The 23,400-nt window shown below is 26.9% G+C and carries 18 protein-coding genes and 1 other RNA gene; 11 read left to right on the plus strand and 8 right to left on the minus strand.

What is annotated here, in order from left to right; all coding sequences use genetic code 11:
• Positions 1-8: 8 nt before the first annotated feature.
• The 3 genes from AELL_RS06360 to mltG form a co-directional block, all read right to left on the minus strand.
• The gene (locus tag AELL_RS06360; RefSeq protein WP_118917138.1) at positions 9-956 is read right to left on the minus strand and encodes a malate dehydrogenase; all 948 of its coding nucleotides are present in this window, start codon (positions 954-956) and stop codon (positions 9-11) included.
• Positions 957-1,055: 99 nt separating this feature from the next.
• Complete coding sequence (locus tag AELL_RS06365) at positions 1,056-3,248, minus strand: NADP-dependent isocitrate dehydrogenase (protein WP_118917139.1); 2,193 nt, start codon at positions 3,246-3,248, stop codon at positions 1,056-1,058.
• A 125-nt stretch (positions 3,249-3,373) separates the two neighbouring features.
• On the minus strand, positions 3,374-4,387 hold the full coding sequence (gene mltG, locus AELL_RS06370; RefSeq protein ID WP_235659943.1) for an endolytic transglycosylase MltG: 1,014 nt from the start codon (positions 4,385-4,387) through the stop codon (positions 3,374-3,376).
• A gap of 181 nt (positions 4,388-4,568) precedes the next feature.
• Here mltG and AELL_RS06375 point away from each other — a divergent pair, with 181 nt between their 5' ends.
• Positions 4,569-7,361, plus strand: a complete 2,793-nt coding sequence (locus AELL_RS06375) for a YhdP family protein (RefSeq protein WP_226806022.1) — start codon at positions 4,569-4,571, stop codon at positions 7,359-7,361.
• Between the two features lie 4 nt (positions 7,362-7,365).
• Here the strand turns inward: AELL_RS06375 and AELL_RS06380 are convergent, their stop codons facing one another.
• A complete protein-coding gene (locus tag AELL_RS06380; RefSeq protein WP_118917142.1) occupies positions 7,366-8,571 on the minus strand; it encodes an ABC transporter permease in 1,206 nt (401 codons plus the stop codon).
• A gap of 1 nt (position 8,572) precedes the next feature.
• Positions 8,573-11,191: a preprotein translocase subunit SecA gene (gene secA / locus AELL_RS06385; protein ID WP_118917143.1), complete on the minus strand. Its 2,619-nt coding sequence runs from the start codon at positions 11,189-11,191 to the stop codon at positions 8,573-8,575.
• A 56-nt stretch (positions 11,192-11,247) separates the two neighbouring features.
• On the opposite strand from secA, the gene lolA reads away from it, so the two are divergent.
• From lolA to AELL_RS06425, 9 genes are all read left to right on the plus strand, one after another.
• On the plus strand, positions 11,248-11,775 hold the full coding sequence (gene lolA, locus AELL_RS06390; protein ID WP_118917144.1) for a LolA-like outer membrane lipoprotein chaperone: 528 nt from the start codon (positions 11,248-11,250) through the stop codon (positions 11,773-11,775).
• 28 nt (positions 11,776-11,803) lie between these two features.
• Positions 11,804-12,129: RNase P RNA component class A (gene rnpB, locus AELL_RS06395), an RNA gene on the plus strand.
• 133 nt (positions 12,130-12,262) lie between these two features.
• The gene (locus tag AELL_RS06400) at positions 12,263-12,490 is read left to right on the plus strand and encodes an acyl carrier protein (protein WP_118917145.1); all 228 of its coding nucleotides are present in this window, start codon (positions 12,263-12,265) and stop codon (positions 12,488-12,490) included.
• The gene (locus AELL_RS06405) at positions 12,490-13,608 is read left to right on the plus strand and encodes a D-alanyl-lipoteichoic acid biosynthesis protein DltD (RefSeq protein WP_118917146.1); all 1,119 of its coding nucleotides are present in this window, start codon (positions 12,490-12,492) and stop codon (positions 13,606-13,608) included. The genes AELL_RS06400 and AELL_RS06405 overlap by 1 nt, the downstream gene beginning before the upstream one ends.
• Positions 13,609-13,618: 10 nt before the next feature.
• On the plus strand, positions 13,619-13,759 hold the full coding sequence (locus AELL_RS14250) for a hypothetical protein (protein ID WP_164967269.1): 141 nt from the start codon (positions 13,619-13,621) through the stop codon (positions 13,757-13,759).
• Complete coding sequence (locus AELL_RS06410) at positions 13,759-14,895, plus strand: MBOAT family O-acyltransferase (RefSeq protein ID WP_118917147.1); 1,137 nt, start codon at positions 13,759-13,761, stop codon at positions 14,893-14,895. The genes AELL_RS14250 and AELL_RS06410 overlap by 1 nt, the downstream gene beginning before the upstream one ends.
• Entirely contained in the window at positions 14,892-16,328 is a 1,437-nt protein-coding gene (locus tag AELL_RS06415; protein WP_118917148.1) for an AMP-binding protein, read from the plus strand. The genes AELL_RS06410 and AELL_RS06415 overlap by 4 nt, the downstream gene beginning before the upstream one ends.
• Before the next feature lie 184 nt (positions 16,329-16,512).
• Positions 16,513-17,681, plus strand: a protein-coding gene (locus AELL_RS06420) for an IS3 family transposase (RefSeq protein WP_429697570.1) whose coding sequence is annotated in 2 segments (ribosomal slippage) — positions 16,513-16,765 and positions 16,765-17,681 — 1,170 coding nt in all. Because the reading frame shifts where the segments join, the coding sequence is not laid out codon by codon here.
• Between the two features lie 165 nt (positions 17,682-17,846).
• Entirely contained in the window at positions 17,847-18,251 is a 405-nt protein-coding gene (locus AELL_RS06425; RefSeq protein ID WP_164967233.1) for a sensor histidine kinase, read from the plus strand.
• Here the strand turns inward: AELL_RS06425 and cobA are convergent.
• The 3 genes from cobA to nirB are packed head-to-tail and all read right to left on the minus strand — an operon-like array spanning position 18,248 to position 21,757.
• On the minus strand, positions 18,248-18,982 hold the full coding sequence (cobA, locus tag AELL_RS06430) for a uroporphyrinogen-III C-methyltransferase (RefSeq protein WP_118917150.1): 735 nt from the start codon (positions 18,980-18,982) through the stop codon (positions 18,248-18,250). The two genes, AELL_RS06425 and cobA, sit on opposite strands and share 4 nt — an antisense overlap.
• Position 18,983: 1 nt before the next feature.
• Positions 18,984-19,292 (minus strand): nitrite reductase small subunit NirD, encoded by a 309-nt coding sequence (gene nirD, locus AELL_RS06435; protein ID WP_118917151.1) that lies wholly within the window; start codon positions 19,290-19,292, stop codon positions 18,984-18,986.
• Between the two features lie 2 nt (positions 19,293-19,294).
• A complete protein-coding gene (nirB, locus tag AELL_RS06440) occupies positions 19,295-21,757 on the minus strand; it encodes a nitrite reductase large subunit NirB (RefSeq protein ID WP_118917152.1) in 2,463 nt (820 codons plus the stop codon).
• Between the two features lie 244 nt (positions 21,758-22,001).
• Here nirB and AELL_RS06445 point away from each other — a divergent pair, with 244 nt between their 5' ends.
• Positions 22,002-23,393: a methyl-accepting chemotaxis protein gene (locus AELL_RS06445; RefSeq protein ID WP_118917153.1), complete on the plus strand. Its 1,392-nt coding sequence runs from the start codon at positions 22,002-22,004 to the stop codon at positions 23,391-23,393.
• The last annotated feature ends 7 nt before the right edge of the window (positions 23,394-23,400 follow it).

Here is a 23,400-nt window from a genome sequence, read left to right on the forward strand (position 1 = left end):
ACTCCTTTTTAATTGTTTAAAAATTTCTCTTTTAGTATATCAACTAATTCTTGAACAGAAGAGACAGATTTTGCAAATTGTTTTTTTTGTTCCTCTTTTAGATTTAATTCAATAACTTTTTCAACTCCATTTGAACCTAACATAACTGGAACACCTGAAACTATATTTTCATATCCATATTCACCCTCAAGCATAATAGCACAAGGATAAATTTTCTTTTTATCTTCAAGTATTGCTTCAATCATCAATGTTGTTGAATATGCTGGTGCATAATAAGCAGAACCTGTTTCAAGTAGTTTTACAATTTGAGCTCCACCATTTTTTGTTTTATTTACAATATCATCAACATCTTCTTTTGATAAAAGTTCATCTAATTTAACTCCAGCAACTGTGGAAAAATCAGCCAATGGAACCATATCATCTCCATGTCCACCCATAACTGAAGCCTCAATTTGTCCTTGACCATAACCTATTTTTTCAAAAATGAAATGACTCATTCTTGCACTATCTAAAATTCCAGCCATTCCAATTACTTTATTTCTAGGTAGATTAGAAGCTTTAAGTGCAGTATAAACCATAACATCAAGTGGATTTGAAACAATTATAAAAATGGCATTTTTATTATTTGGTAAAATATCATTTATTACAGAAGTCATAATTTTTGCATTTGTAAGAAGTAAATCATCTCTACTCATTCCAGGCTTTCTGGCAATTCCAGCAGTTATAACTACAACATCACAATCTTTAAACTCTTCATTTTTTAAACAAGCTTTCGTGATGGTTTTACTACGTGCTGCATTTGTAGCTTGGGAAATATCAAGTGCCATGGCTTGAACAAAATTTTCTCTTACATCTTTTAAAAGAAGGGTTGAACATATATTTTTTGTTGCAAGTGTAAAAGCTAAAGTTGAACCTACATTTCCAACTCCAACGATTCCAATAGTTTTTTTATTCAAAATATAACCTTTTAAATTTTATTTAAAATGATTATATCTTTTTGGGCATAAAAAAAGGCAAAGCCAAAGCTTTGCCTTCTAAAAAATTAAAGGAAAAAATTATCCAATAATTGCATTTAATGTTGCAGATGGTCTCATAGCAGCTGATGTTTTTGCATCATCTGGTAAATAGTATCCACCCATATCAACAGGTTTTCCTTGACACTCAGTTAATTCTTTTACAATTTGAGCTTCATTTTCAGTCATTGCTTTTGCAATTGGAGTAAATTCAGCTTTTAACTCTAAATCATCATTTTGAGCTGCTAATTCTTGTGCCCAATACATAGCTAAGAAGAAGTGAGAACCTCTATTATCAATCTCTCCAACTTTTCTAGCTGGTGATTTGTCATTGATTAAGAAAGTTCCAGTTGCTCTATCTAAAGTATCAGCTAAAACTTGAGCTTTTTTGTTATTTTGTGTATTTGCTAAGTGCTCAAATGATGCAGCTAAAGCCATAAATTCACCTAAAGAATCCCATCTTAAATAATCTTCTTCAGCAAATTGTTGAACGTGTTTAGGAGCAGATCCTCCCGCACCAGTTTCAAATAATCCTCCACCTTGCATTAATGGAACGATAGATAACATTTTTGCAGATGTTCCTAATTCTAAAATTGGGAATAAGTCAGTGTTATAATCTCTTAAAACATTTCCAGTTACAGAAATTGTATCAAGTCCAGCTCTCATTCTTTCTAAAGATTTTTTAGTTGCTTCAACTGGAGACATAATAGTAATATCTAATCCTGTTAAATCATGAGTTGGTAAGTATTTATTAACTTTTTTAATCATTTCAGCATCGTGAGCTCTGTTTTCATCTAACCAGAAAATTGCTGGAGTATTTGATAATCTAGCTCTTGTAACTGCTAATTTAATCCAATCTTGAATTGGTGCATCTTTTGCTTGGCACATTCTGAAAATATCACCAGCTTCAACATCAAAAGTAAATACAGCATTTCCAGCTTTATCAATAACTTTGATTTGTCCATCAGCAGCAGCTTGGAAAGTTTTATCATGAGAACCATACTCTTCAGCTTTTTGAGCCATTAAACCAACATTTGGAACTGTTCCAATTGTTTTAACATCTAATTTTCCATTTGCTTTAAAGTCATCAACAACAGCTTTGAAAGACATTGCATAACATCTATCAGGAATCATTGCAATTGTATCTTCTTCTTTATCATCAGCATTCCACATTTTCCCACCACCTTTAAGCATAGCAGGCATAGAAGCATCAACGATAACGTCAGATGGTACGTGTAAGTTTGTAATTCCTTTTGCAGAGTTAACCATTGCAAGTCTTGGTTGTTTTGCATAAACAGCAGCGATATCTGCTTCAATTTCAGCTTTTTTAGCTGCATCAACTTGGTCTAATTTAGAGTATAAATCTCCTAAACCATTATTGAAGTTTACACCTAACTCATCAAATAATTTTCCGTGTTTTTCAATTAAATCTTTGAAATATACTTTTACTGCAAATCCAAACATAATTGGATCAGAAACTTTCATCATTGTAGCTTTTAAGTGTAAAGATAATAATACATCTTCTTTTTTAGCTCTTTCAATTGTTTTTGCATAGAAATCTTGTAATGCTTTTGCACTCATAACAGTTGCATCAATAATTTCACCAGCTTGAACTTTTGTAGAAGCTTTTAATACAGTTTCAGCACCATTTTTGTCAAAGAAAGAGATTTTTAAATCATCAGCATCATCAAAAGTTTTAGAAACTTCAGAACCGTAGAAATCTCCACCATCCATAAATGCTACGTCAGTTTTAGAATCTTTAGTCCATTCACCCATTCTATGAGGATTGTTTTTTGCATAATTTTTAACAGCACCTGGAGCTCTTCTATCTGAGTTTCCTTCTCTTAATACTGGATTAACAGCTGAACCTAAGATTTTAGAATATCTTGCAGTTACTTCAGGACTTTCATCATAATTAGGTACATTGTAACCTTTTGATTGTAACTCAGCAATTGCAGCTTTTAATTGAGGAATTGAAGCAGAGATATTTGGAAGTTTGATAATATTAGCATTTGGATCTTGAGTCATTTCACCAAGTTCAGCTAATGCATCACCAATTTTTTGATCTTCTCTTAAGTTTTCTGGGAAGTTAGCTAAAATTCTTCCAGCTAAAGAGATATCTTTTGAAACCATTTCAATACCAGAACTTTTTGTGAAAGCTTTGATAATTGGTAAAAAAGAGTATGTTGCTAAAGCTGGAGCTTCATCAACTTTTGTATAGATTATCTTTGACATATTTTTTCCTAAATTTGAATTTTAATGTTGGAGATATATTAGCTAGATTTGATTTTAGGGAAATTGAAAGTTTTGAATATTTAAAGATGTGAAAATTTGATTGTTTCAAATTTTCACAAGTTAGACTAATTTATATTGTTAAATAAATCTTTAATTGAAGTTGGTTTCTGTTTTGTAACATCTGTTTTCATAATCGTTTCAGCTTCTTCATCAATTTTTGTTTCAACTTCTTTTACTTTTGTATATGTTTTTTCTACACCAACATTTGCTTTTATATTTGCTTGATGTTCTTCAAATGTAGTTGCAAATTTGTGTAAACCATTTCTATTATCTCTTACAAAATAGATATAATTACTTTTTACAGGGAAAATTGCCGCTTTAATTGCGTCAAGGCTAACAGCACAAACAGGGTCTTTGGGAAGTCCAGCAAATTTATATGTATTGTATGAAGTTTCATCTTCTCTTATTCTATCAGCTGTTACAACTTCATTTGAATATTTACCATAATTTAAAGTTCCATCCATTTGAAGCCTCATTCCTTTTTTTAGTCTATTATGAATTACACTTGCAATAATTGGCATTTCATTTATAGTTGCTGCTTCTTTTTGTATCACTGAAGCTAAAATCAAATAGTTGTACCATTTATTTTTATCATATATTCCAAAAATCTTTTTAGAAAACTCTTCATATTTTTTGTTTGTTTGAGAAAATAGATAAAAAATCATATAATCTTCTTTCATCCCTAGAGGTAAAGAATAAGTATCTGCTAAAATATTTCCATCAGCTTTAAAGGCAAATTCATTGTAAATTTGTGTTAGTTTTTCTTCTGATAAATTAAACTCTTGTGCTAATTTTTTCAAAAATACATAAGAAGTCTCACCTGGGATTAATGTGATATCTTTTAAAGCAGCTTTTGAAGTGACTAATTTATATATAAAATCCATTTTTGTTAATCTGTTTTGATTTATATCAATCCAACCACTTTGAACAAAACCAAAAGTTTTGATTATCAAACCATCAAGTGCATTCATCTCATAGCCACTTTTATTTAAGTATGATATAATATTAGCTGTACTGCCTTTAGGAATAAACAACACTTTTGTAGAAGTTACTGGCATAGTTACATAAAATAAAACCACAATTAAGCCAACAAGGATAAAATCAATAATGTTGAAGAGTATTAAACTTTTACTTGTTCTCCTTTTTTTAATCATCATATCATTTCTTTCGTATCTGTATTCGGGCATAAAAATAGACTCTTTCTCTTTTTCAAATTTTTCAGTTTCGCAATTCTATATTAAATTGGATAAAAAACTTATTTTGGATGTTGGAAATATCGAATATAAGTCAAAAAAGAGTGAAACAAAAACTTCTTTTGAGGATTTGAAAAAAGACCTTGAACTTTTACCAAAAATTTTAATGTTATTTGAATGTATCAATATTCAAAGCCTAAAAATTGATGATAATGAATTTAAAATTATTTTAAATGAACAAGATTTATATTTGGATAATAAATTTGTAAATCTCTCTTCAAAAGTTGATATAACGGCAAATCAAATCTTATTTGATATGCAATCTTTGTATTTAAAAGATTATGAAATATTATTTAATGGAAAAATAAAAATCGATTATTTTAATAATAATTTAAACTATTTTGGAAACTTTTATTATCAAGATTTAGAAGCGAAATTAAATGTTGATATGACAGAAGATTTAGCAAAATTTTATATAGTTAGTTCTCCTTTTAAAAGTTTAAAATTTATAAAAAAATTTTTAGATTTACCAAAAGAAGCTGAAGAATGGATGTATGATAATGTTGAAGGTGATATAAAACTTGAAGGTTTATATGCTGAATATGATTTAAAAAATAATCAACTTGTTGAAAAATCTTTGAATGGAAAAGCACAAATTAAAGAAGCAAAAATAAGATTTCATAAAGATGTAGATGTAATTCAAACAAAAAATTTAGATATCATTTTTAAAGATGATAATCTTCATTTTGATTTAGTAGAACCAATTTTTAAAGGTAAAAGTTTAGCTGGAAGTTTTGTAACAATTCACAATCTTACAAGTGCACAAAATGGTGAAGTTGAAGTACATATAGAAGCAAATAGTAAACTTGATACGGATATTTTAGATATTTTAAAAGCTTATAAAATCAATCTTCCATTACTTCAAAAAAGTGGAAATACAAATGCAAAATTGACTTTAATATTTCCATATGAATTAGAAAAACCAATGACAACAAAAGGTGAATTTTTAGTAAGTGATGCTTTGATTTCTATTGGAAATTTTGCTTTTAATAGTAAAAATGCAACTGTAATTTTAGATGGAAGTAATGTTTTAGTAAAAGATGCCAATTTTAAATATAAAGATATGATAGATGCTTTAGTAAATATTGAAATTGACACAAAAACTTTAAAATCTTCAGGTGATGCAGTTATAAACTCTTTAATAATTAAAAAAGATAGTGGTGAAAAAATTGTTGAAATAAAAGATAAAAAAACTCCTTTGGAAATGGATTTTAATAAAGAAACAATTATTAGTTTAAAAGATTTGGAAACAACTGTAAAAGTTACTGATGTGGTTTCTGTAAATATTAATAATTTATCAAAAATTTATCCATATTCAAAGCTTTTGAAAGATATTTCAATAAAAGATGGAAATATAACTTTAGATATCAAAAATGACAACAATATCAACTTCAAAGCTTTAATAAAAGGTTTAAATTTACCTATTCAAAAAGATGGACAAAATATTGAAAATCTTGATATTTTAGGAACAATCAATGGAAAAAATATTGATATTAGTTCAATTGATGAGAATATAAAACTTGAAGTAAGAGATGATTTAAAAATATATTTAAAAAATCTAAATATAACTTTAGATACAAAAAAACAAGATACAAATAGTATAAATCAAAATATAAATTTATATTTAATAAATAGTGAATTAAATCTAGATGGAACTATTTATAAGATAAAAAATGCAAATATATTTTTGAAAAAAGAGGAAATTTCATTTGAAGTTACATTAAAAGATTTGGATATTCCTTTAAAAAAAGATGGAAAAAAAGTTGAGGAATTGACACTTTTTGGAGTTTATAAAAATAATTATACGAAATTAAATACAAAAAATAGTGATTTGATTTTAGAGTTAAAAAATGGAAACATATCTTTAAATGTTAATGGCTATGATGTAATATATCAAACTGAAGATAAAGAAGAAGATAGTAGTAATAAAAATATTAATATAGTTGGAAATAATTCAAATATTTATGTAAATGATAAGTATAAATTTTTAGCTGATAATTTTGAAGTAAGAGTTCGAGATAATGAAAAATTTGTTCATTTACAACATAAAAAAACAGATATAACATTAAAAATTTCAAAAGATAATAAGGTAGATATTTTTACAAATGAAATTAGTGATGAGTATGTAAATGCAATTTTTGATAAGAATATTTTTAAAGGTGGAAAGATTTTATTCCTAGCAAATGGGAATTTAGATAATCTAAATGGAAAAGTTATAATAGAAAATAGCAATATTGAAGATTTGGCTATTATCAATAATCTTTTGATTTTTATTCATACTTCTCCTGCTCTTGTAAATCCACTTTTAGCAGTTCCTTCTGTTGTTGGAATGGCAACAAATTCTGGATTTAATTTAACAGCATATAAAATCGTAAATGGAGTTATGGAGTTTAACTACAATAAAGAAAAAGAGTTATTAGATGTAAAAAAACTTGTAACTGTTGGAAATGGTATTGATTTTGAAGGAAAAGGAAAAGTAAATCTAAATGATTTAACTTTGGATTCTGAGATTAAATTGATATTTTTAAAAGATTATTCAAAAATAGTTGGAGCTATTCCTGTTGTAAATTATGTGTTATTAGGAGATAGTAATAGAGTTGAAACTCAAGTAAATATCTTTGGTGATTTGGCAAATCCAAGTATTTCAACAAATCTTACAAAAGAGACTTTTAGTATTCCTATGAATATTGCAAAAAGAATATTAAGTTCACCATCAATGTTCTTAGATTTTATAAGTGGAAAAAGTAGTTTAGAAGAAGAAAAAAAGAAAGAAGAACCAATAAATAAGCCTTTAAAATAGAGGCTTATTCATTTCTTAATACGTCAATAACATCAATATTTGTAGCTTTACTAGCTGGATAATAAGATGAAATAAGAACAATTATAACAGCACCAACAATAATTGAAACAAAATCTGTTAATGCTAAATTAAGAGGTAATTTTGCACTTCCATAAACATCAGCAGGAAGTGTAACAATATCAAAGTTATCTAAAAACCAATAACCAACAAATCCTAAAACAATACCTGTTAATATTCCTGAAAATCCAATAATAGTTCCAACTCTTAAAAATATTGTTTTAATCTCTTTAGAACTAGCACCCATTGATAAAAGTAGGGCAATCTCTTTTCTTCTACTCATAACAGTCATTAAAAGTGAAGAGATAATATTTAATGAAGCAACCAAAATAATTAACATTAAAACTATAAATAAAGCTGTTTTTTCCATTTTCATAGCAGCAAAGAAATTACCATTTTGTTGCCACCAACCAACGATTCCAGTATCTGTACCTTGAAGTGATACTTTTAATTTTTCAATATCAGCAAAGGCATCTTCTGAATATATATGAATTCCATCATATATATTTGTTTCTTTTTTTAGTAAAGTTTGTAAAGATTCTAAAGTTGTATACATATAAGCTTTATCATAGGCATTTAGTCCTGATGTAAAAGAACCAATGTAATTAAATCTTTTCATTTTAGGCATCATTGAAAAACCAGTTGGATTTAATTCTGTAAAATAGAGTGTTGTTTTTGTTCCATCATTTAAGTATAACTTTTCAGTTATTCCAGAACCAGTTATTACATCAAATTTATTTATTAGTAAATCACCAATTGCTTCTTTATAAATAGGATTTATTTCTGCTTCTTTTTGAGGAATTACACCAAAAATCATACCACCACTCATAACATCACCATTTTGAATAATTGCCTGAGATGAAACAAAAGGAGAAAATTTTAAATAAGGATAATCTTTTTGAAGTTTTTCAAGTAATTGTTCATTTACAGAGTTTTCAATTTTTGGATAGATAGTCAAAGGATAGTTCATTGTAAATAGTTTTTTTTCAAACTCTTTTGCTGTTCCATTCATAATAGCCATTGAAAGAATTAAAACCATTACACCTATTGAAACCCCTATAAATGCTAAAATAGCACTTATAGATATAAAAGGATTTTTTTTATCAAATCTTAGATATTTTTTTACAATAAAATTAACTAATTTTTTATTCAAACTATTTTCCCGCTGCTAAACCAATTTTTGGTCCACTTTTACCACAACATTGTTTATATTTTAATCCACTACCACAAGGACAAGTTTCATTTCTAGCAATTTTTTTATCACTATTTCTAACAGCTTCTTGTGCTATATTTGTAGTAATATGTTCAGTTGAACTTTCCATTTGTTCTTTCATTTTTGCGATTGCTTCTTGCTCTTTTTGTCTATCTTCATTTGATTGAAGTTGGATTGTAAATAGAATTTTTATAATTTCATGTTTAATATTTGCAATTAATTCAATAAACATATTATAAGACTCTTTTTTATACTCAACAAGTGGATCTTTTTGATTATAACCTCTAAGTCCAATACCTGCTTTTAAAGTATCCATTGCATATAAATGTTCTCTCCAAGCATTATCTAAAATTTGTAAATATAAAATTCTTTCAATTTCACTTTTTTGTTCAGGTGCAGCCATAGACATTTTTCTATTATAAACTTCTTTTAAGAAAGAACTTAAATTTTCTTCTAACTCTTCATATGAATCACTTTTCATATCTTCAATATCAACAAGAAGTCTTAACTCTTCTTCAAATTTTGTTTTTATAAATTCATAATTAAAATCTTCACTAGCCATTCCAGGGATAATATTTGCATCACTTAATAAATTTTGAACATATTCAAGTCTATTTTCATCAAGTTTTGAATCAATATCAAAATCAGGTTTTAATAAATCATTTCTAAATGAGTAGATTACTTTTCTTTGTTCATTTGCAACATCATCATACTCAAGTAGGTGTTTTCTACTTTCAAAGTGCATTTGTTCAACTTTTTTCTGAGCATTTTCAACAGCCCTTGTAACCATTCTTGATTCAATATGTTCACCTTCTTCAATACCAAGTCTTTCCATAATTCCTTTGATTTTATCGCTTCCAAAGATTCTTAAAAGATTATCTTCTAAAGATAGATAAAATTGAGATTCTCCAACATCTCCTTGACGTCCTGATCTTCCTCTTAATTGGTTATCAATTCTTCTACTTTCATGTCTTTCAGTTCCAATTATTGCTAATCCACCAAGGTCAAGAATTTCTTGAGTAAGTTTAATGTCAACTCCCCTTCCTGCCATATTTGTAGCAATTGTAACCGCACCTTTTTGTCCAGCATCAGCAATAATTTTTCCTTCTTTTTCGTGTTGTTTTGCATTTAAAACAGTGTGAGGAATTTTTTTCTCAACTAAGATTTTATGTAATTTTTCTGATTTTTCAATTGAAGCAGTTCCCACAAGAACAGGTTGTCCTTTTTCATGTAACTGTTTAATTCTATTACAAACAGCTTCAAATTTTTCTTTTTCACTTTTATAAATTAAATCGTTTTTATCAATTCTTTTAACTGGAATATTTGTAGGAATTGAAACAACATCTAAATTATAAATTTCAGCAAACTCTGTTGCTTCTGTTTGAGCAGTTCCTGTCATACCAGCTAATTTTTTATACATTCTAAAATAATTTTGGAAAGTAATATCTGCTAAAGTTTGAGATTCATCTTGAATAGCAACACCTTCTTTTGCTTCTAGAGCTTGGTGTAATCCTTCAGAAAATCTTCTTCCTTCACTTAATCTTCCTGTAAATTCATCTACAATAACTATTTGATTATCTTTTACAACATAATCAACATCTTTTTCAAAGATATAATTAGCTTTTAAAGCTTGGTCTAAAGAGTGAGAAAGCATTGCATTTTCTAAAGAGTATAGGTTTTCAACTCCAAAAAGTTTTTCTGCATTTTCATGCCCTTGTTCTGTTAGCATAACAGCTCTATTTTTTTCATCAACGATAAAATCACCAGTAGTTGTTGGTTTTTCAGCTGCACTTTTTGGTTGAATTAATTCACCTTTTTCTAATTTTAAAGCAATTTCATTTGCTTTTACATAATTTGAATTTTTGTGATTTGTTGGTCCTGAAATAATAAGTGGAGTTCTAGCTTCATCAATTAAAATTGAGTCAACTTCATCTACGATTACGAAGTTATGACCTCTTTGAACTTTTTCATTGATATCATAATTCATATTGTCTCTTAGATAATCAAATCCAAATTCGTTATTTGTTCCATAAGTAATATCGCAAGCATATTGTTCTCTTCTTTCTTGGTCATTTCTTAAACCACCAACAATTGCTCCAACGCTATATCCTAAGAAGTTGTATAAAGGTGTTAATTCATTTGCATCTCTGCTAGCTAGATAATCATTAACAGTTACAACATGTACACCTTTACCTGTAAGTGCATTTAATGCAACAGCAAGTGAACCAACAAGAGTTTTTCCTTCTCCTGTTTTCATCTCTGCAATTCTTCCATCATGTAAAACCATAGCACCTATTAATTGTACATCATAAGGTCTCATCCCAAGAGTTCTGCTACTTGCCTCTCTTGTAATTGCAAAAGATTCAAATAATACATCATTTAATGATTTTTCTTCTTTTTGTACAAGCTCTTTAAGCTTATTAAATTCATTTTTTAATTCTTCATCACTTAAGTTTTTATACTTGCTTTCTAAAGCAGTTATAGCTTCTGCTTTTTTTCTATAATTTTTTACTTCTCTATCATTTCTTGTACCAAAAATTTTTGAAAAAACATTTAACATAAAATTAGTTCCTTTTCGTTATAATCGCAAGATTATATAAAAAAAAAGGTTAAAGTATGTTTTATAAATCGCTAATTTTTTTAGCATTCTTCAGTATTACTTGTATAGCTTCTAGTGATATTCGAAATTTGGATTCTTTTAAAGCTAGTTTTACACAAGTTATTACTTCTAGTTCAAAAAATGTAATTGAATACAAAGGTGAAGTTTTTATCAAAAAAAGTGGAAAAATTTTATGGAAATATGAAACACCAGTTGTAAAAAATGTTTACATAAATAATGATTTTGCAATAGTTGATGAACCAGAGTTAGAACAGGCCATATTTACACAGTTAGATAGTGAAATAAATATCATAAAACTTTTAAATAGTTCTAAAAAAAGTAGTGAAAATAACTATATAACAAATATAGATGATGTTGATTATTTAATTAAAACTTCAAATGATAAAATTCAAGAGATTACTTATAAAGATAAATTAGAAAATAGTGTTGACATTAAATTTTCAAATGTGGTACAAAATAGTGATATTTCTGATGAGATATTTAAGTTTGAAGTACCAGACTCTTACGATATTATAAAAAAATAGATTTTAAGAATTAAAAGCTATAATTTCACAGGTAAACCAGACAATAGCTTGAGTATTCAAGAGGAAAGTCCGGGCTGCTGTGAAGAATGGTTCCATTTAAATAATGGCTAGGGTAACCTAAGGGATAGTGCAACAGAGAGTAGACAGCCAATTTTTTGGTGATGGTGAAACGGTAGAGTAAGAGCCTACCAGCATTTTGAGTAATCTTAATGGCTTTGTAAACCCAACCTGCAGCAAGAAGACTAGGTAATTCCTTCACACTTTTTTGGTCTTCGCAAGATTACTAAAGTAATTTAGTAACTAGATAAATTATTGTCTTAAAAACAAAACGCGGCTTATTGGTTTACCTACTTTCTCTTTTCTGTTTATTTATTTACCTTTTGTATATTTTTTTGTTCAATAACTCCAATAATTTATTATAATGTCATTCAATTTTTTATGAAGTACTTTTTGTAAAGTATTTTAATAAATCTAGGAGAATAAATTTATGGAAATTCTTGAAAGAATTAGGCCTTTAGTTGAAGAGATAGCTTTTAAAAAAGTTACAGATGATGAAGCATTATATACATCTAATTTAATAGATAGTATGGGTACAGTTGATTTGGCTATGATGTTAGAAGAAGAGTTTAATATCAAAATAGATACAAGAGATATTATAGAGAGTAATTTTGATAGTATTGATAAATTAGCAAATTATATAAAAAGTAGAATTTAGTGAATAAATTTTTTATAAATGTTTTTGCTTTACTTATTTCAACTTTTATAGTTGGAATAGGAGTTTTTTTATTTAAGAATGAAATTTTAAATTATTATGATAAATCTTTAGAATCACTAAAAAAAACAAATGAGTTACAAAGTGATTTAGAGAGTGGAAAAATTGTTGTTTTTGGCTCATCTGAATTATTAAATAGTAACCAAAAATTTATTCCTCAAAATTATTTTAACAATGATTTAAAACTTCCTTTGAGAGTTCAAGGAAATGAAGGACATCAAGAGTTTGTAATACTTTCTCAATTAGCTGCATTAGAAAATGAAAAAGTAAAAGAAAATGCAAAAGTTGTAATACTTTTATCTCCAAGTTGGTTTACTGGAAATAGTGATAATGGTACAAAAATTCCAAAATTTTTAGAATATATGTATCCAGGAATGATGAATAAGCTCTATTTTCAAAGTAGTGTAGATGATAAATTTAAGATTTTAATAAATGAATACGTAAGAAAAAATTTTAACCTTATAAAAGAACCAGGTTATATTTATACTCATACTTTTGAAGAATTTAAAGAAAATTATTTTGATAATCAAATAAAAAAATTCATAATCAATGTTTATGAGAACAGAAATAAAATATCTCAAACAGTAAGTTATCAAAAACCAAAATTTGATTATGAAGCTTTAAAAATTGAAGCTAAAAATTTTGAATTACCTTCAAACAATAATAGTTTTGGAATAAATAATGATAATTATACAAAATTTATAGAGCCAACTGTAAATAAAGAGTATTTCCCATTTACTATAATTTTGCCTAAAATTGAAGAAAATCAAGAGTATAAAGATTTTTTACTTTTATTAGAATTATTACAAAACTATAAAATAAAACCACTTTTTATTATGCAAGACTTAAATCCTTATATTTTTGCTAAAAATAGGGAAGAGATGAATATTTTGGTCTCTTTAATAAAATCAAAAGTTGAAGAAAAAGGTTTTGAATATTTTGATATGTGGTCTTATAAAAAAGAGGATTATGAGTTTGGAGTTCTAACAGATTCAGTTCATCTTGGAGAATTAGGTTGGGTAAAAGTTAACCAAAAAATAATTGAACATTTTATGCAATAAGGGAATTTAATTGGGATATTTCTTCAAAAATTTTGTAATCTATTTTTTATTGATAATAGGAATACTTTTTATATCAATAGATAAAAATATTAGTGATTTAAACGGAAAAGATACAGATTCAGAAGTAGAATTTGTATATGAGGAATTTTAATGGAGAGTTTTTTACCTTTCTCTGGAATAGGTTTTTTTATAATAAGTTTCATTTTTGTTATATTTTTACATCTATTTAAAAATATTTTAAATAAATTTGTTTCATATAAAATAGTTATGTTTTTAGCTGTTGTTATTTATATATATTTTTGTGTTCCTGAATCTTATGAACTTTTTATATTACTTTTGTATGTTTATATAATTTATACAATTTTTGTATCAAACAATTATCAAGAAACGATTTTTCCTATGATTGTAATTGCATTTCCTATGATTTTACATAAATTGGAAATAGACCCAATTTTTAAGATTATAGGAATTTCATATATAACTTTTAGAACTATACAAGCAATTGTTGATAGTCATAACTATGGAAAACTCTCTTTTATGGAGTTTACATCTTTTTTACTTTTTCCAACAACACTTCTTGCAGGACCAATTGATAGGTCATATAGATTTCAAGAAGATTTAAAAAAAGGGTATGAAAATTTAACCTTATCAAATATTGGTAAAGGTTGGGATATTTTAGTTATTGGTGTTTTATTTAAGTTTGTAATTGCTGAATTAGTAGCTATGTTTTGGTTATCAAAAATAGATGAAAATAGTACAAACTTAATTGATATGATAAATAGTGCATATTCATATACAACATATCTATTTTTTGATTTTGCTGGATACAGTGCGATGGCAGTAGGTTTGAGTTATATGATTGGAATTTTTACACCAATGAATTTTAATCATCCATATTTAGCACCAAATCCACAAGATTTTTGGAGAAGATTTCATATTACTTTAGGAACTTGGTTAACAGATTATTTCTTTAAACCTTTATATAAATATTTACATAAATTTAAGTATTTAAAAAATAGAAAATTACTTATTCAAAATATCGCAATTATTTGCACTTTTTTACTTATGGGAATGTGGAATGGTTTAACTTGGTATTTTATATTTAGTGGATTTTTATTTGGAATTTATTCAAGTATTCATAATGCTTATGTTTTATATGTAAAAAAGGGTGGATATGATTATTTTACATTTTTTCCTGAAATAATTAGTATTAATTTAAAAAGATTTTTGATGATAAATGCTGCTGTTTTTGCTTTATATTTTTTTAGTGGAAGGGTTCCTTTATGAGATTTGATTTAGAGATTTTAGATTTTCTTGAGTGTGATAAAGATATTCAAAAGTTAGCTGTTTGTGGGAGTAATAAAGATTTAACTTGGATTGAATTTAAAAAAGAGGTTGAACTTTTAAAAAATGAACTTTTAAAATATAATCTTCCTAAAGGTCATCCTATAATTATTTATGGACATAAAGAAGTTGAATTTATTGTAAGTATGGTTGCTTGTATGAGTTTAGGTTATCCATACATTCCAATTGATACAATTTATCCAAAACAAAGAGTTGAAAAAATAAAAAATATAGTTAACTCTTCAATTGTAATTGATACAACAATAAATGAAATAGAGTTTAATAAAGAAAATATAAATACAAACTATTTTTTAGATGATCAAATCATTTATATTATTTTTACTTCTGGAAGTACAGGAGAACCTAAGGGAGTTCAAATAACAAAAAGTGCTTTAAATAATTTTGATAAATGGTTAAAGGCTGATTTTGGTCTTCAATCTGATTCAGTTTTTATGAATCAAGCTCCTTTTAGTTTTGATTTATCAGTTTATGAATTGGTTGGTTTTTTAAGTTTTGGTGGAACAATAGTTTTAAATAGTAGAGAAACAATTGAAAACCATATTGATTATATGGAGAGATTAAAAAAATATGCTTGTAGTGTTTGGGTTTCAACGCCTTCATTTATTAGTAAACTTTTACTTTCAAGCGAATTTACAACTAATAATTTAAAAAATTTAGAAACTTTTATTTTTTGTGGAGAAGTTTTACCAGCAACAACTGTAAAAAGAATAAAAAATAGTTTTTCTAATTCAAAAGTTTTAAATACGTATGGTCCAACAGAAGCTACTGTTGCTACAACAATAGTAGAAATTACTTCTGAAATTTTAGAAAAATACCCTAAAAGTTTACCTGTTGGATATGTAAAAAAAGGAACAACTATAAATTTATTGGATATTGACCAAGAAAATATTGGAGAGATGGAAATCGTTGGAGATAATGTATCTATTGGATATTTTAAAAATGAAGAGTTAAATAAACAAAAATTTGAAAAAAAATATGAAAAAAGAAGTTTTAGAACGGGAGATTTTGGATATTTTGAAGATAATTTGTTGTTTTTTGCAAATAGAAAAGATGAGCTAATAAAACTTCATGGATTTAGAATAGAATTAGGTGAAATTGATAAAGAGTTTACAAATAATGAGTTTATAAATGAAGCTATAACTATTCCTTTAAAAAGAGGAAACGAAGTTGTAAAATTAATTACATTTATTATTTGTAAAACAGATATTAATACAGAGATTTTAAAAACAGAAGTTTCAAAAACTCTTCCTTATTATATGGTTCCTTCTGATATTATAAAAATTGATAAATTCCCATATAACGCAAATCACAAAATTGATAAAAATGAATTAATAACTATTTATAGAAACTTATAAAACTTTATATTATTTTTTATTACTTTTAGATATTATTATATTATAAAAATATGGAGTTTTAAATTTGAAAATAGTATTTTTAAAAATTATTATTTGGAATGACCCCAAAAATATAGACATAAAATAATTCAGTTAATTAATATAACAATTTAGAGAAAATTGTAAATAATTGAAGGAATTAAAAATGGGAAGAAGAGAATATAGTGAAGAGTTTAGAAGGGATGCTGTAAAACAAGTTGTTGAGAATGGATATGGGATTGTTGAAACAGCTGAGAGATTAGGTGTACATCATGATTCTTTGAGAAATTGGATAAGAAAGTACCAATCACCTGAAGCAGAAGTAGAAACAAAAAAGTTTCAAGATACACAAGCTGAAATAAAAAGATTACAAAAAGAGCTAAAAAGAGTTACAGAAGAACGAGATATATTAAAAAAGGCCGCAGCGTACTTTGCAAGCAACCCAAATTAAAGTACGCATTTATTAAAGTGCATGAAATACAGTACACAATAAGAAGAATGTGTACTGTGTTAAAAGTTCATCCAAGTGGGTATTATAAATGGTTAAAACAACCTATTTCAAATCTTGAAAAAGAGAATCAAGAACTTCTTATTGAAATAAAAAAAGCATATAAAGAATCAAATGGAATTTATGGTTATAGAAATATTCATAAGGATTTGAAAGCTTCAAATATTCATGTAAATAAAAAAAGAGTTGCAAGATTAATGAAAGAAGCAAAACTTTGTGGAATAGGAAATTATAAAAGAAGACCTAAGTATAAAGCAGGTTCAATTCATAAAGCTCATCCAAATCATTTAAAACAATGTTTTATATCACAAACTCCAAATGAATCATGGGTAAGTGATATAACTTATATAAGAACTCATGAAGGATGGATATATCTTGCAATTATCTTAGATTTATTTTCAAGGAAAATTATAGGATGGGCAACAAGTCATAGAATTACAACAGATTTAATAATTCAAGCATTAAAAAATACTAAATATAGAATTCCAAAAGATGGAGTAATTTTACATTCAGATCAAGGGAGTCAATATAGCTCATATGAATATAAAACTTTTTTAAAACATCATAACATCACACCAAGTATGAGTAGAAGAGGAAATTGTTATGATAATGCAGTTGCAGAAAGTTTTTTTAAAACATTAAAAAAAGAGTTAGTAAGAAAAACCATTTTTAGAACAAGAGAAGAAGCAAGAGATAAAATATTTGAATATATTGAGATGTTTTATAATTCAAAAAGAAGACATAGTTATTTAGGTTTTATAAGTCCAAATGAATTTGAGAAAAGGTACAATGAAAATGTTACTCAACCTGAGGTGTTAACTGATTAAAAAAGTGTCTACTACTTCGGGGTCATTCCATATTTATCAAATACAATAGATAATTTTAGGGATTTTATAAAAGAGGATAAATCATATAAAGAGATAAGTATAAAAGAGATTTTAGAAAATACATTAAATCTTACACATGCATCTTTACATAATAATTTTATAAAATTGGTTTTAGATATTGAAGCAGATTTAAAAATATATGGAAATAAAAATGAATTAACAGAAGCCTTTTTAAATATTATTTCAAATAGTAAAGATGTTTTAAAAGATAAAAATGAAGAGGATAGATTAATTTTTATAAAAACAAAAAAACTTGATAAAAATAGATTGGTAATAAGTTTTTTAGATAGTGGTGGTGGAATTGATGAATCAATTATTTCAAAAGTTTTAGAGCCATATTTTACAACAAAACATAAATCTCAAGGAACAGGACTTGGTCTTACAATTGTTGATAAAATTGTAAGAGAAAGACATAAAGGTATAATTGAAATTTATAATGAAGCTTTTACTTATAATCAAAAACAATATATAGGAGCATGTTTCTCTATTATTTTTGATGATAAATTTTAATCAAACCATTTAATTTCATCTCGCAAGTTTACAACTTCTCCTACAACTATAATTGCAGGAGTTGGTAAATCTTTTGCTTTTTCTGTAATATCTTCTAATGTTCCAATAACTACTTTTTGCTCTTTTGTTGTTCCTCTTGAAATAACAGCACAAGGATAATCTTTTCTTTTTCCTAGACTCCTTAGTTTTGAAGTAATAAGATTTATATTATGTAAACCCATTAAAAAAACTATTGTTTCCTCATTTAAAAAAGTTTCCCATTCTAGTTGGGAGATTTTTTTATTTGGTGTTTCATGGGCTGTTACAACTCTAAAAGAGGTTGTAATTCCTCTGTGAGTTACTGGAATTCCAGCATAAGCTGGAACTGCTACACTTGAGCTAATTCCTGGAATTATTTCAAATTTTATTTCTCTTTGATGAAGATAAATTGCTTCTTCTCCACCCCTTCCAAATACAAAAGGATCACCACCTTTTAATCTTACTACATTTTTATATTTTAATGCACATTGATAAATAATTTCGTTTATCTCTTCTTGTGGCACACTATGATTACCGCTCTCTTTTCCTACAAAAATAAATTCACAATCTTTTTTTGCCATTTTTAAAATCTCTGGATTTGCTAATTTATCATAGATTATTACATCTGCTTCACTTATAACTCTAGCTGCTTTTAATGTAAGTAATTCAATATCTCCAGGACCTGCACCAGTTAGATAAACTTTAGTTTCCATTTTAAATTCCTAAATAGATTATGTTTTCAACAATTTTTGTTTCATAGATATTTGTGCAACCATGGTCATTTCCTAAAGCTTCACCACTTTTTAAATCTATATTCCAGTTATGAAGTGGGCAAGTTACAATATGTTCATGAACTAATCCTTCACTTAGTTTTCCTTTTTTGTGTGGACAAGTATTATTAACTGCAAAGATTGAATCATCTTTTGTTTTAAAAATTGCAATTTCTAACTCACCAATTTCTACTACTCTTGAACCCATAAAAGGGATTTCTTCAAGTGTTGTTATTTTGTACCATTTTTTCATAACTATATCTCCTTTGCTTCAAAACTAAAAGATTCTTCTGGATTAATAACAATTGATGAAAACTCTTTTGTAAATCCATCTTCTATTGCTTTTGCCCAAGGGTCAACTTGTGCAGATTTTTGTGACTCTTCAAAACGAGAAGCATAAAACTCTCTTTTTTCTTTATTTAAAATTACATCTTTTACATATTGAAGACCAACTCGCTCAACCCAATGGGCAGTTCTTTCTAAATAAAAAGCATCTTCTCTATAAAATTGCATAAATGCTTTTGTATATTGGATTAACTCTTCATCTGTTTCCACTTTACAAAGTAAATCAGTAACTCGCACCTTTATACCACCATTTCCAGCAATATGAATTTCCCATCCTGAATCAACTCCAACAATACCAAAATCTTTGATAGTAGCTTCTGCACAGTTTCTTGGACATCCTGAAACTGCAAGTTTATATTTGTGTGGAGTCCAACTTCCCCAAGTGATTTTTTCCAAAAGAACTCCCATATTCATAGAATCTTGAGTTCCAAATCTACAATAAGTATTTCCAACACAAGTTTTTACAGTTCTTAAACCTTTTGCATAAGCTTGACCTGAAACAAAACCACAATCATTTAGGTCTTTCCACATAGGCTCTAATTGCTCTTTTTTAACTCCAAGCATATCAAGTCTTTGACCACCTGTAAATTTAACTGTTGGAACATCATATTTAACTGCAATATTTGCTATATCTTTTAACTCTTGTGGAGTTGTTAATCCTCCCCAAATTCTTGGAACTACTGAATAAGTTCCATCTTTTTGGATATTTGCAAACATTCTATCGTTTACTAAAGCACTTCTTTTATCGTTTTTATATTTATCATCGTTGTATTTTACAAGTAAGTAGTAGTTTACGGCTGGTCTACATTTTGCACAACCATCACTTGTTTTCCAAGATAGTTTTTTAAATACATCATAAACAGTTTCAAAGTCACCTTCATTAATAGCTAGTTTAATCTCTTTGTGTCCTAAAGTTGTACAAGAACAAATTCCCTCTTCAATTGCATTATATTCATCACCTAAAGTATTTACTAAAATTTGTTCAACCAAACCACTACAAGAGCCACAAGAAGCACCAGCTTTTGTACAAGATTTTACATCAGAGAGTGATTTTAAATCTTTTTCTTTTATAGCTCTTACAATATCGCCTTTACAAACCCCGTTACATCCACAAACTTCTTCATCATCACTCATACTATTTATATCATTTCCACCATGACCACTATCGCCACTAAGTGCTGATTTACCAAAAAGAATTTTTGTTCTAAGTTCTGTAATATCTGTCTCTTCTTTTAATAGTTTTAAATACCAAGAAGCATCAGCTGTATCTCCATATAAAACCATACCAATAATTTTATTGTTGTAAATTACTAATTTTTTATAAATTCCAACTTTTTCATCAAGTAAAATTAAATCTTCAGTTGTTTCATCACCTAAATAATCTCCTGCACTAAATAGGTCAACTCCTGAGATTTTAAGTCTTGTTGATAGAGTTGAGCCATTGTAAGCTTCTGTTTTAACTTGTGCTAAATATTTAGCTAAAACTTTTGCTTGTTCGTATAAAGGAGCAACTAAACCATAAGTATTTCCTTTATGTTCAACACACTCTCCAATAGCAAAAATATTTTCATCACTTGTTTGTAAAAAATCATTTACAACAATTCCTTTATTTACTTCAATTCCTGCCTCTATTGCTAAATTTTTATTTGGAATAATTCCCGTTGCAAAAATCAGAAGATTTGATTCAACAACACTTCCATCACTAAATTTAACAATTTCTACTTCATTTTTACCATCAATTTGTGTTACAGTTGTATTTAGTTTAAACTCTATTCCATAAGATTCAAGATTTTTTTGTAAAAGTTTTCCACCTGTAGAATCAAGTTGTTGAGAAAGAATTGAGCTACTTCTATGAACTAAAACAGTTTTAATTCCATGTTTTGCAATTCCATAAGCAGCTTCAAGTCCAAGTAAACCACCACCAACAACTATAGCAGTTTTTGATTTATCTATAGTTTCTAAAATCGTGTCCACATCAGCTTTTGTTCTAAATGCAATTACATTTTTTAGATTACTTCCAGTAGTTTTAGGAATAAAAGCAAGTGAACCAGTTGCAATTAGAAGTTTGTCATAAGATTCAACTTTTCCACTAGCACTTGTAATAGTTTTTTCTTCTTTATTGATTGAAATTACTTTATCACCTTTATTTAAAGTGATATTGTTTTGTTCATACCAACTATGATGATTTATAATTGTATCTTCAAAAGTTTTTTCATTTGATAGAATATATGAAAGCATTATTCTATTATAGTTGAAATATGGCTCATCACCATAAATAGTTATATTGTACTTGTCATTTGTTAGTTCAAGTAAATCCTCAATGGTTCGTAAACCACTCATTCCATTTCCAATTACGACTAATTTTTCTTTCACTTTATTTCCTTTAATTCTTATAGTTAAATTATTGCATAAAGTGAAAATTTTGTGATTTTTAAATTGTATATAAATTATTCATTATTCTTAATATTAAATTAAAAATATGAAAATATGATTTTAAATAAAATGAATATCAGATTTAAAACTTATTTTTACATAAAATATATAGAATTGATTATAATCAAGATAAAGTTTGTCCTAATTTAATATAATTCCTTGTTGAAAATCATAAAGGAAAAAAATGTTTAATTTAAAATCATTATATTTAAGAATGACCATAGTGCATTATTTAGGAATAATAATACTTCCATTAAATGCTATTTTATTTACAACTTCTACTATTTCTCAAATAGTTCAAATTATTATTACTTTAGCTTTAATTGTGCATGAATTAGATGAGAGAAAAAATGGAAAACTATTATCGAAAGAGTTAGTTAATTTTTTAAAAAATATGGATAATAAAAATGTTAGTTTTGAGATAAATACTTCAATGGCAAGTGAATATTCTGAAATAAAAGATGTTATTGACAAAAGAGAAAAAGAGCTTTTAGAAAAAGAAAAAGAAGAATCACTTTTAATTGAAGAGGCTAAAATAGTGATGAATCAAGTAAAACATGGAATTTATTCTCAAACAATAACTTCTATTAGTTCAAATAATTCACTTGAAGAGTTTAAAAAAAGTGTTAATGAAATGATTATTGAAACAAGAGAACATTTTTTAAATATCAATTCTATTTTGGAAAAATATACAAATTATGATTATAAAGAAAAATTAGAACTAAAAAGAATTGCAAGTAATGGAGAATTTCAACATTTAGTTGAAGCTATTAATAAACTAAAAGAGGCGATTACTCAAATGTTAGTTGAAAATAAAATAAATGGTATAACGCTTCAAAATTCATCTAAAATTTTATTAACAAATGTTGATAAACTTAATTTATCATCAAATGAAGCAGCAAATAGTCTAAAAGATACATCTGTAGTATTAAGTGAAATAACTAAAAATGTTGATAAAACTTCAACTCAAACTATTCAAATGTCAAGTCTTGCAAATGCAGTTATTGGTTATTCAAAAGAGGGCTTAAATCTAGCAGAAAAAACAACAACTGCTATGGATGAAATAAATGAAAAAGTAAGTGCTATTAATGAATCAATAACAATCATCGACCAAATAGCTTTTCAAACAAATATTTTAAGTCTAAATGCAGCAGTTGAAGCAGCAACTGCTGGAGAAGCAGGATTGGGATTTGCTGTTGTTGCACAAGAGGTGCGAAATCTTGCAAATAGAAGTACCCAAGCTGCTTATGAGATAAAAAAACTTGTGGAATCAGCAAATATAAAAGCAAATGATGGAAAAACTATTGCAAATGAGATGATTGAAGGTTATACGGTTTTAAATACAAATATTGATAAAACAATAGAGTTAATAAGTAGTGTTGCTGATATTTCAAAAGAACAACAAGTTGGGATTGTACAAATAAATAGTGCTATAAATATTTTAGAACAACAAATAAAAGCAAATGCTGAAGTTTCATCGCAAGCAAATAATATAGCAATTAAAACTTCAAATATTGCAAATACAATCGTAGATACAGCAAATCAAAAAGAGTTTGAAGGAAAAGAGAATATTTAAAGGTCAA

The sequence above is a fragment of the Arcobacter ellisii genome, assembly GCF_003544915.1.
GTDB classification, from domain to species: Bacteria; Campylobacterota; Campylobacteria; order Campylobacterales; family Arcobacteraceae; genus Aliarcobacter; species Aliarcobacter ellisii.

Coding starts and splice junctions, on each gene's coding strand:
- AELL_RS06365 (WP_118917139.1), bottom strand. CDS start 3,248: ATGTCAAAGATAATCTATACAAAAGTTGATGAAGCTCCAGCTTTAGCA.
- secA (WP_118917143.1), bottom strand. CDS start 11,191: ATGTTAAATGTTTTTTCAAAAATTTTTGGTACAAGAAATGATAGAGAA.
- lolA (WP_118917144.1), top strand. CDS start 11,248: ATGTTTTATAAATCGCTAATTTTTTTAGCATTCTTCAGTATTACTTGT.
- AELL_RS06400 (WP_118917145.1), top strand. CDS start 12,263: ATGGAAATTCTTGAAAGAATTAGGCCTTTAGTTGAAGAGATAGCTTTT.
- AELL_RS06410 (WP_118917147.1), top strand. CDS start 13,759: ATGGAGAGTTTTTTACCTTTCTCTGGAATAGGTTTTTTTATAATAAGT.
- AELL_RS06415 (WP_118917148.1), top strand. CDS start 14,892: ATGAGATTTGATTTAGAGATTTTAGATTTTCTTGAGTGTGATAAAGAT.
- cobA (WP_118917150.1), bottom strand. CDS start 18,982: ATGGAAACTAAAGTTTATCTAACTGGTGCAGGTCCTGGAGATATTGAA.
- nirD (WP_118917151.1), bottom strand. CDS start 19,292: ATGAAAAAATGGTACAAAATAACAACACTTGAAGAAATCCCTTTTATG.
- AELL_RS06445 (WP_118917153.1), top strand. CDS start 22,002: ATGTTTAATTTAAAATCATTATATTTAAGAATGACCATAGTGCATTAT.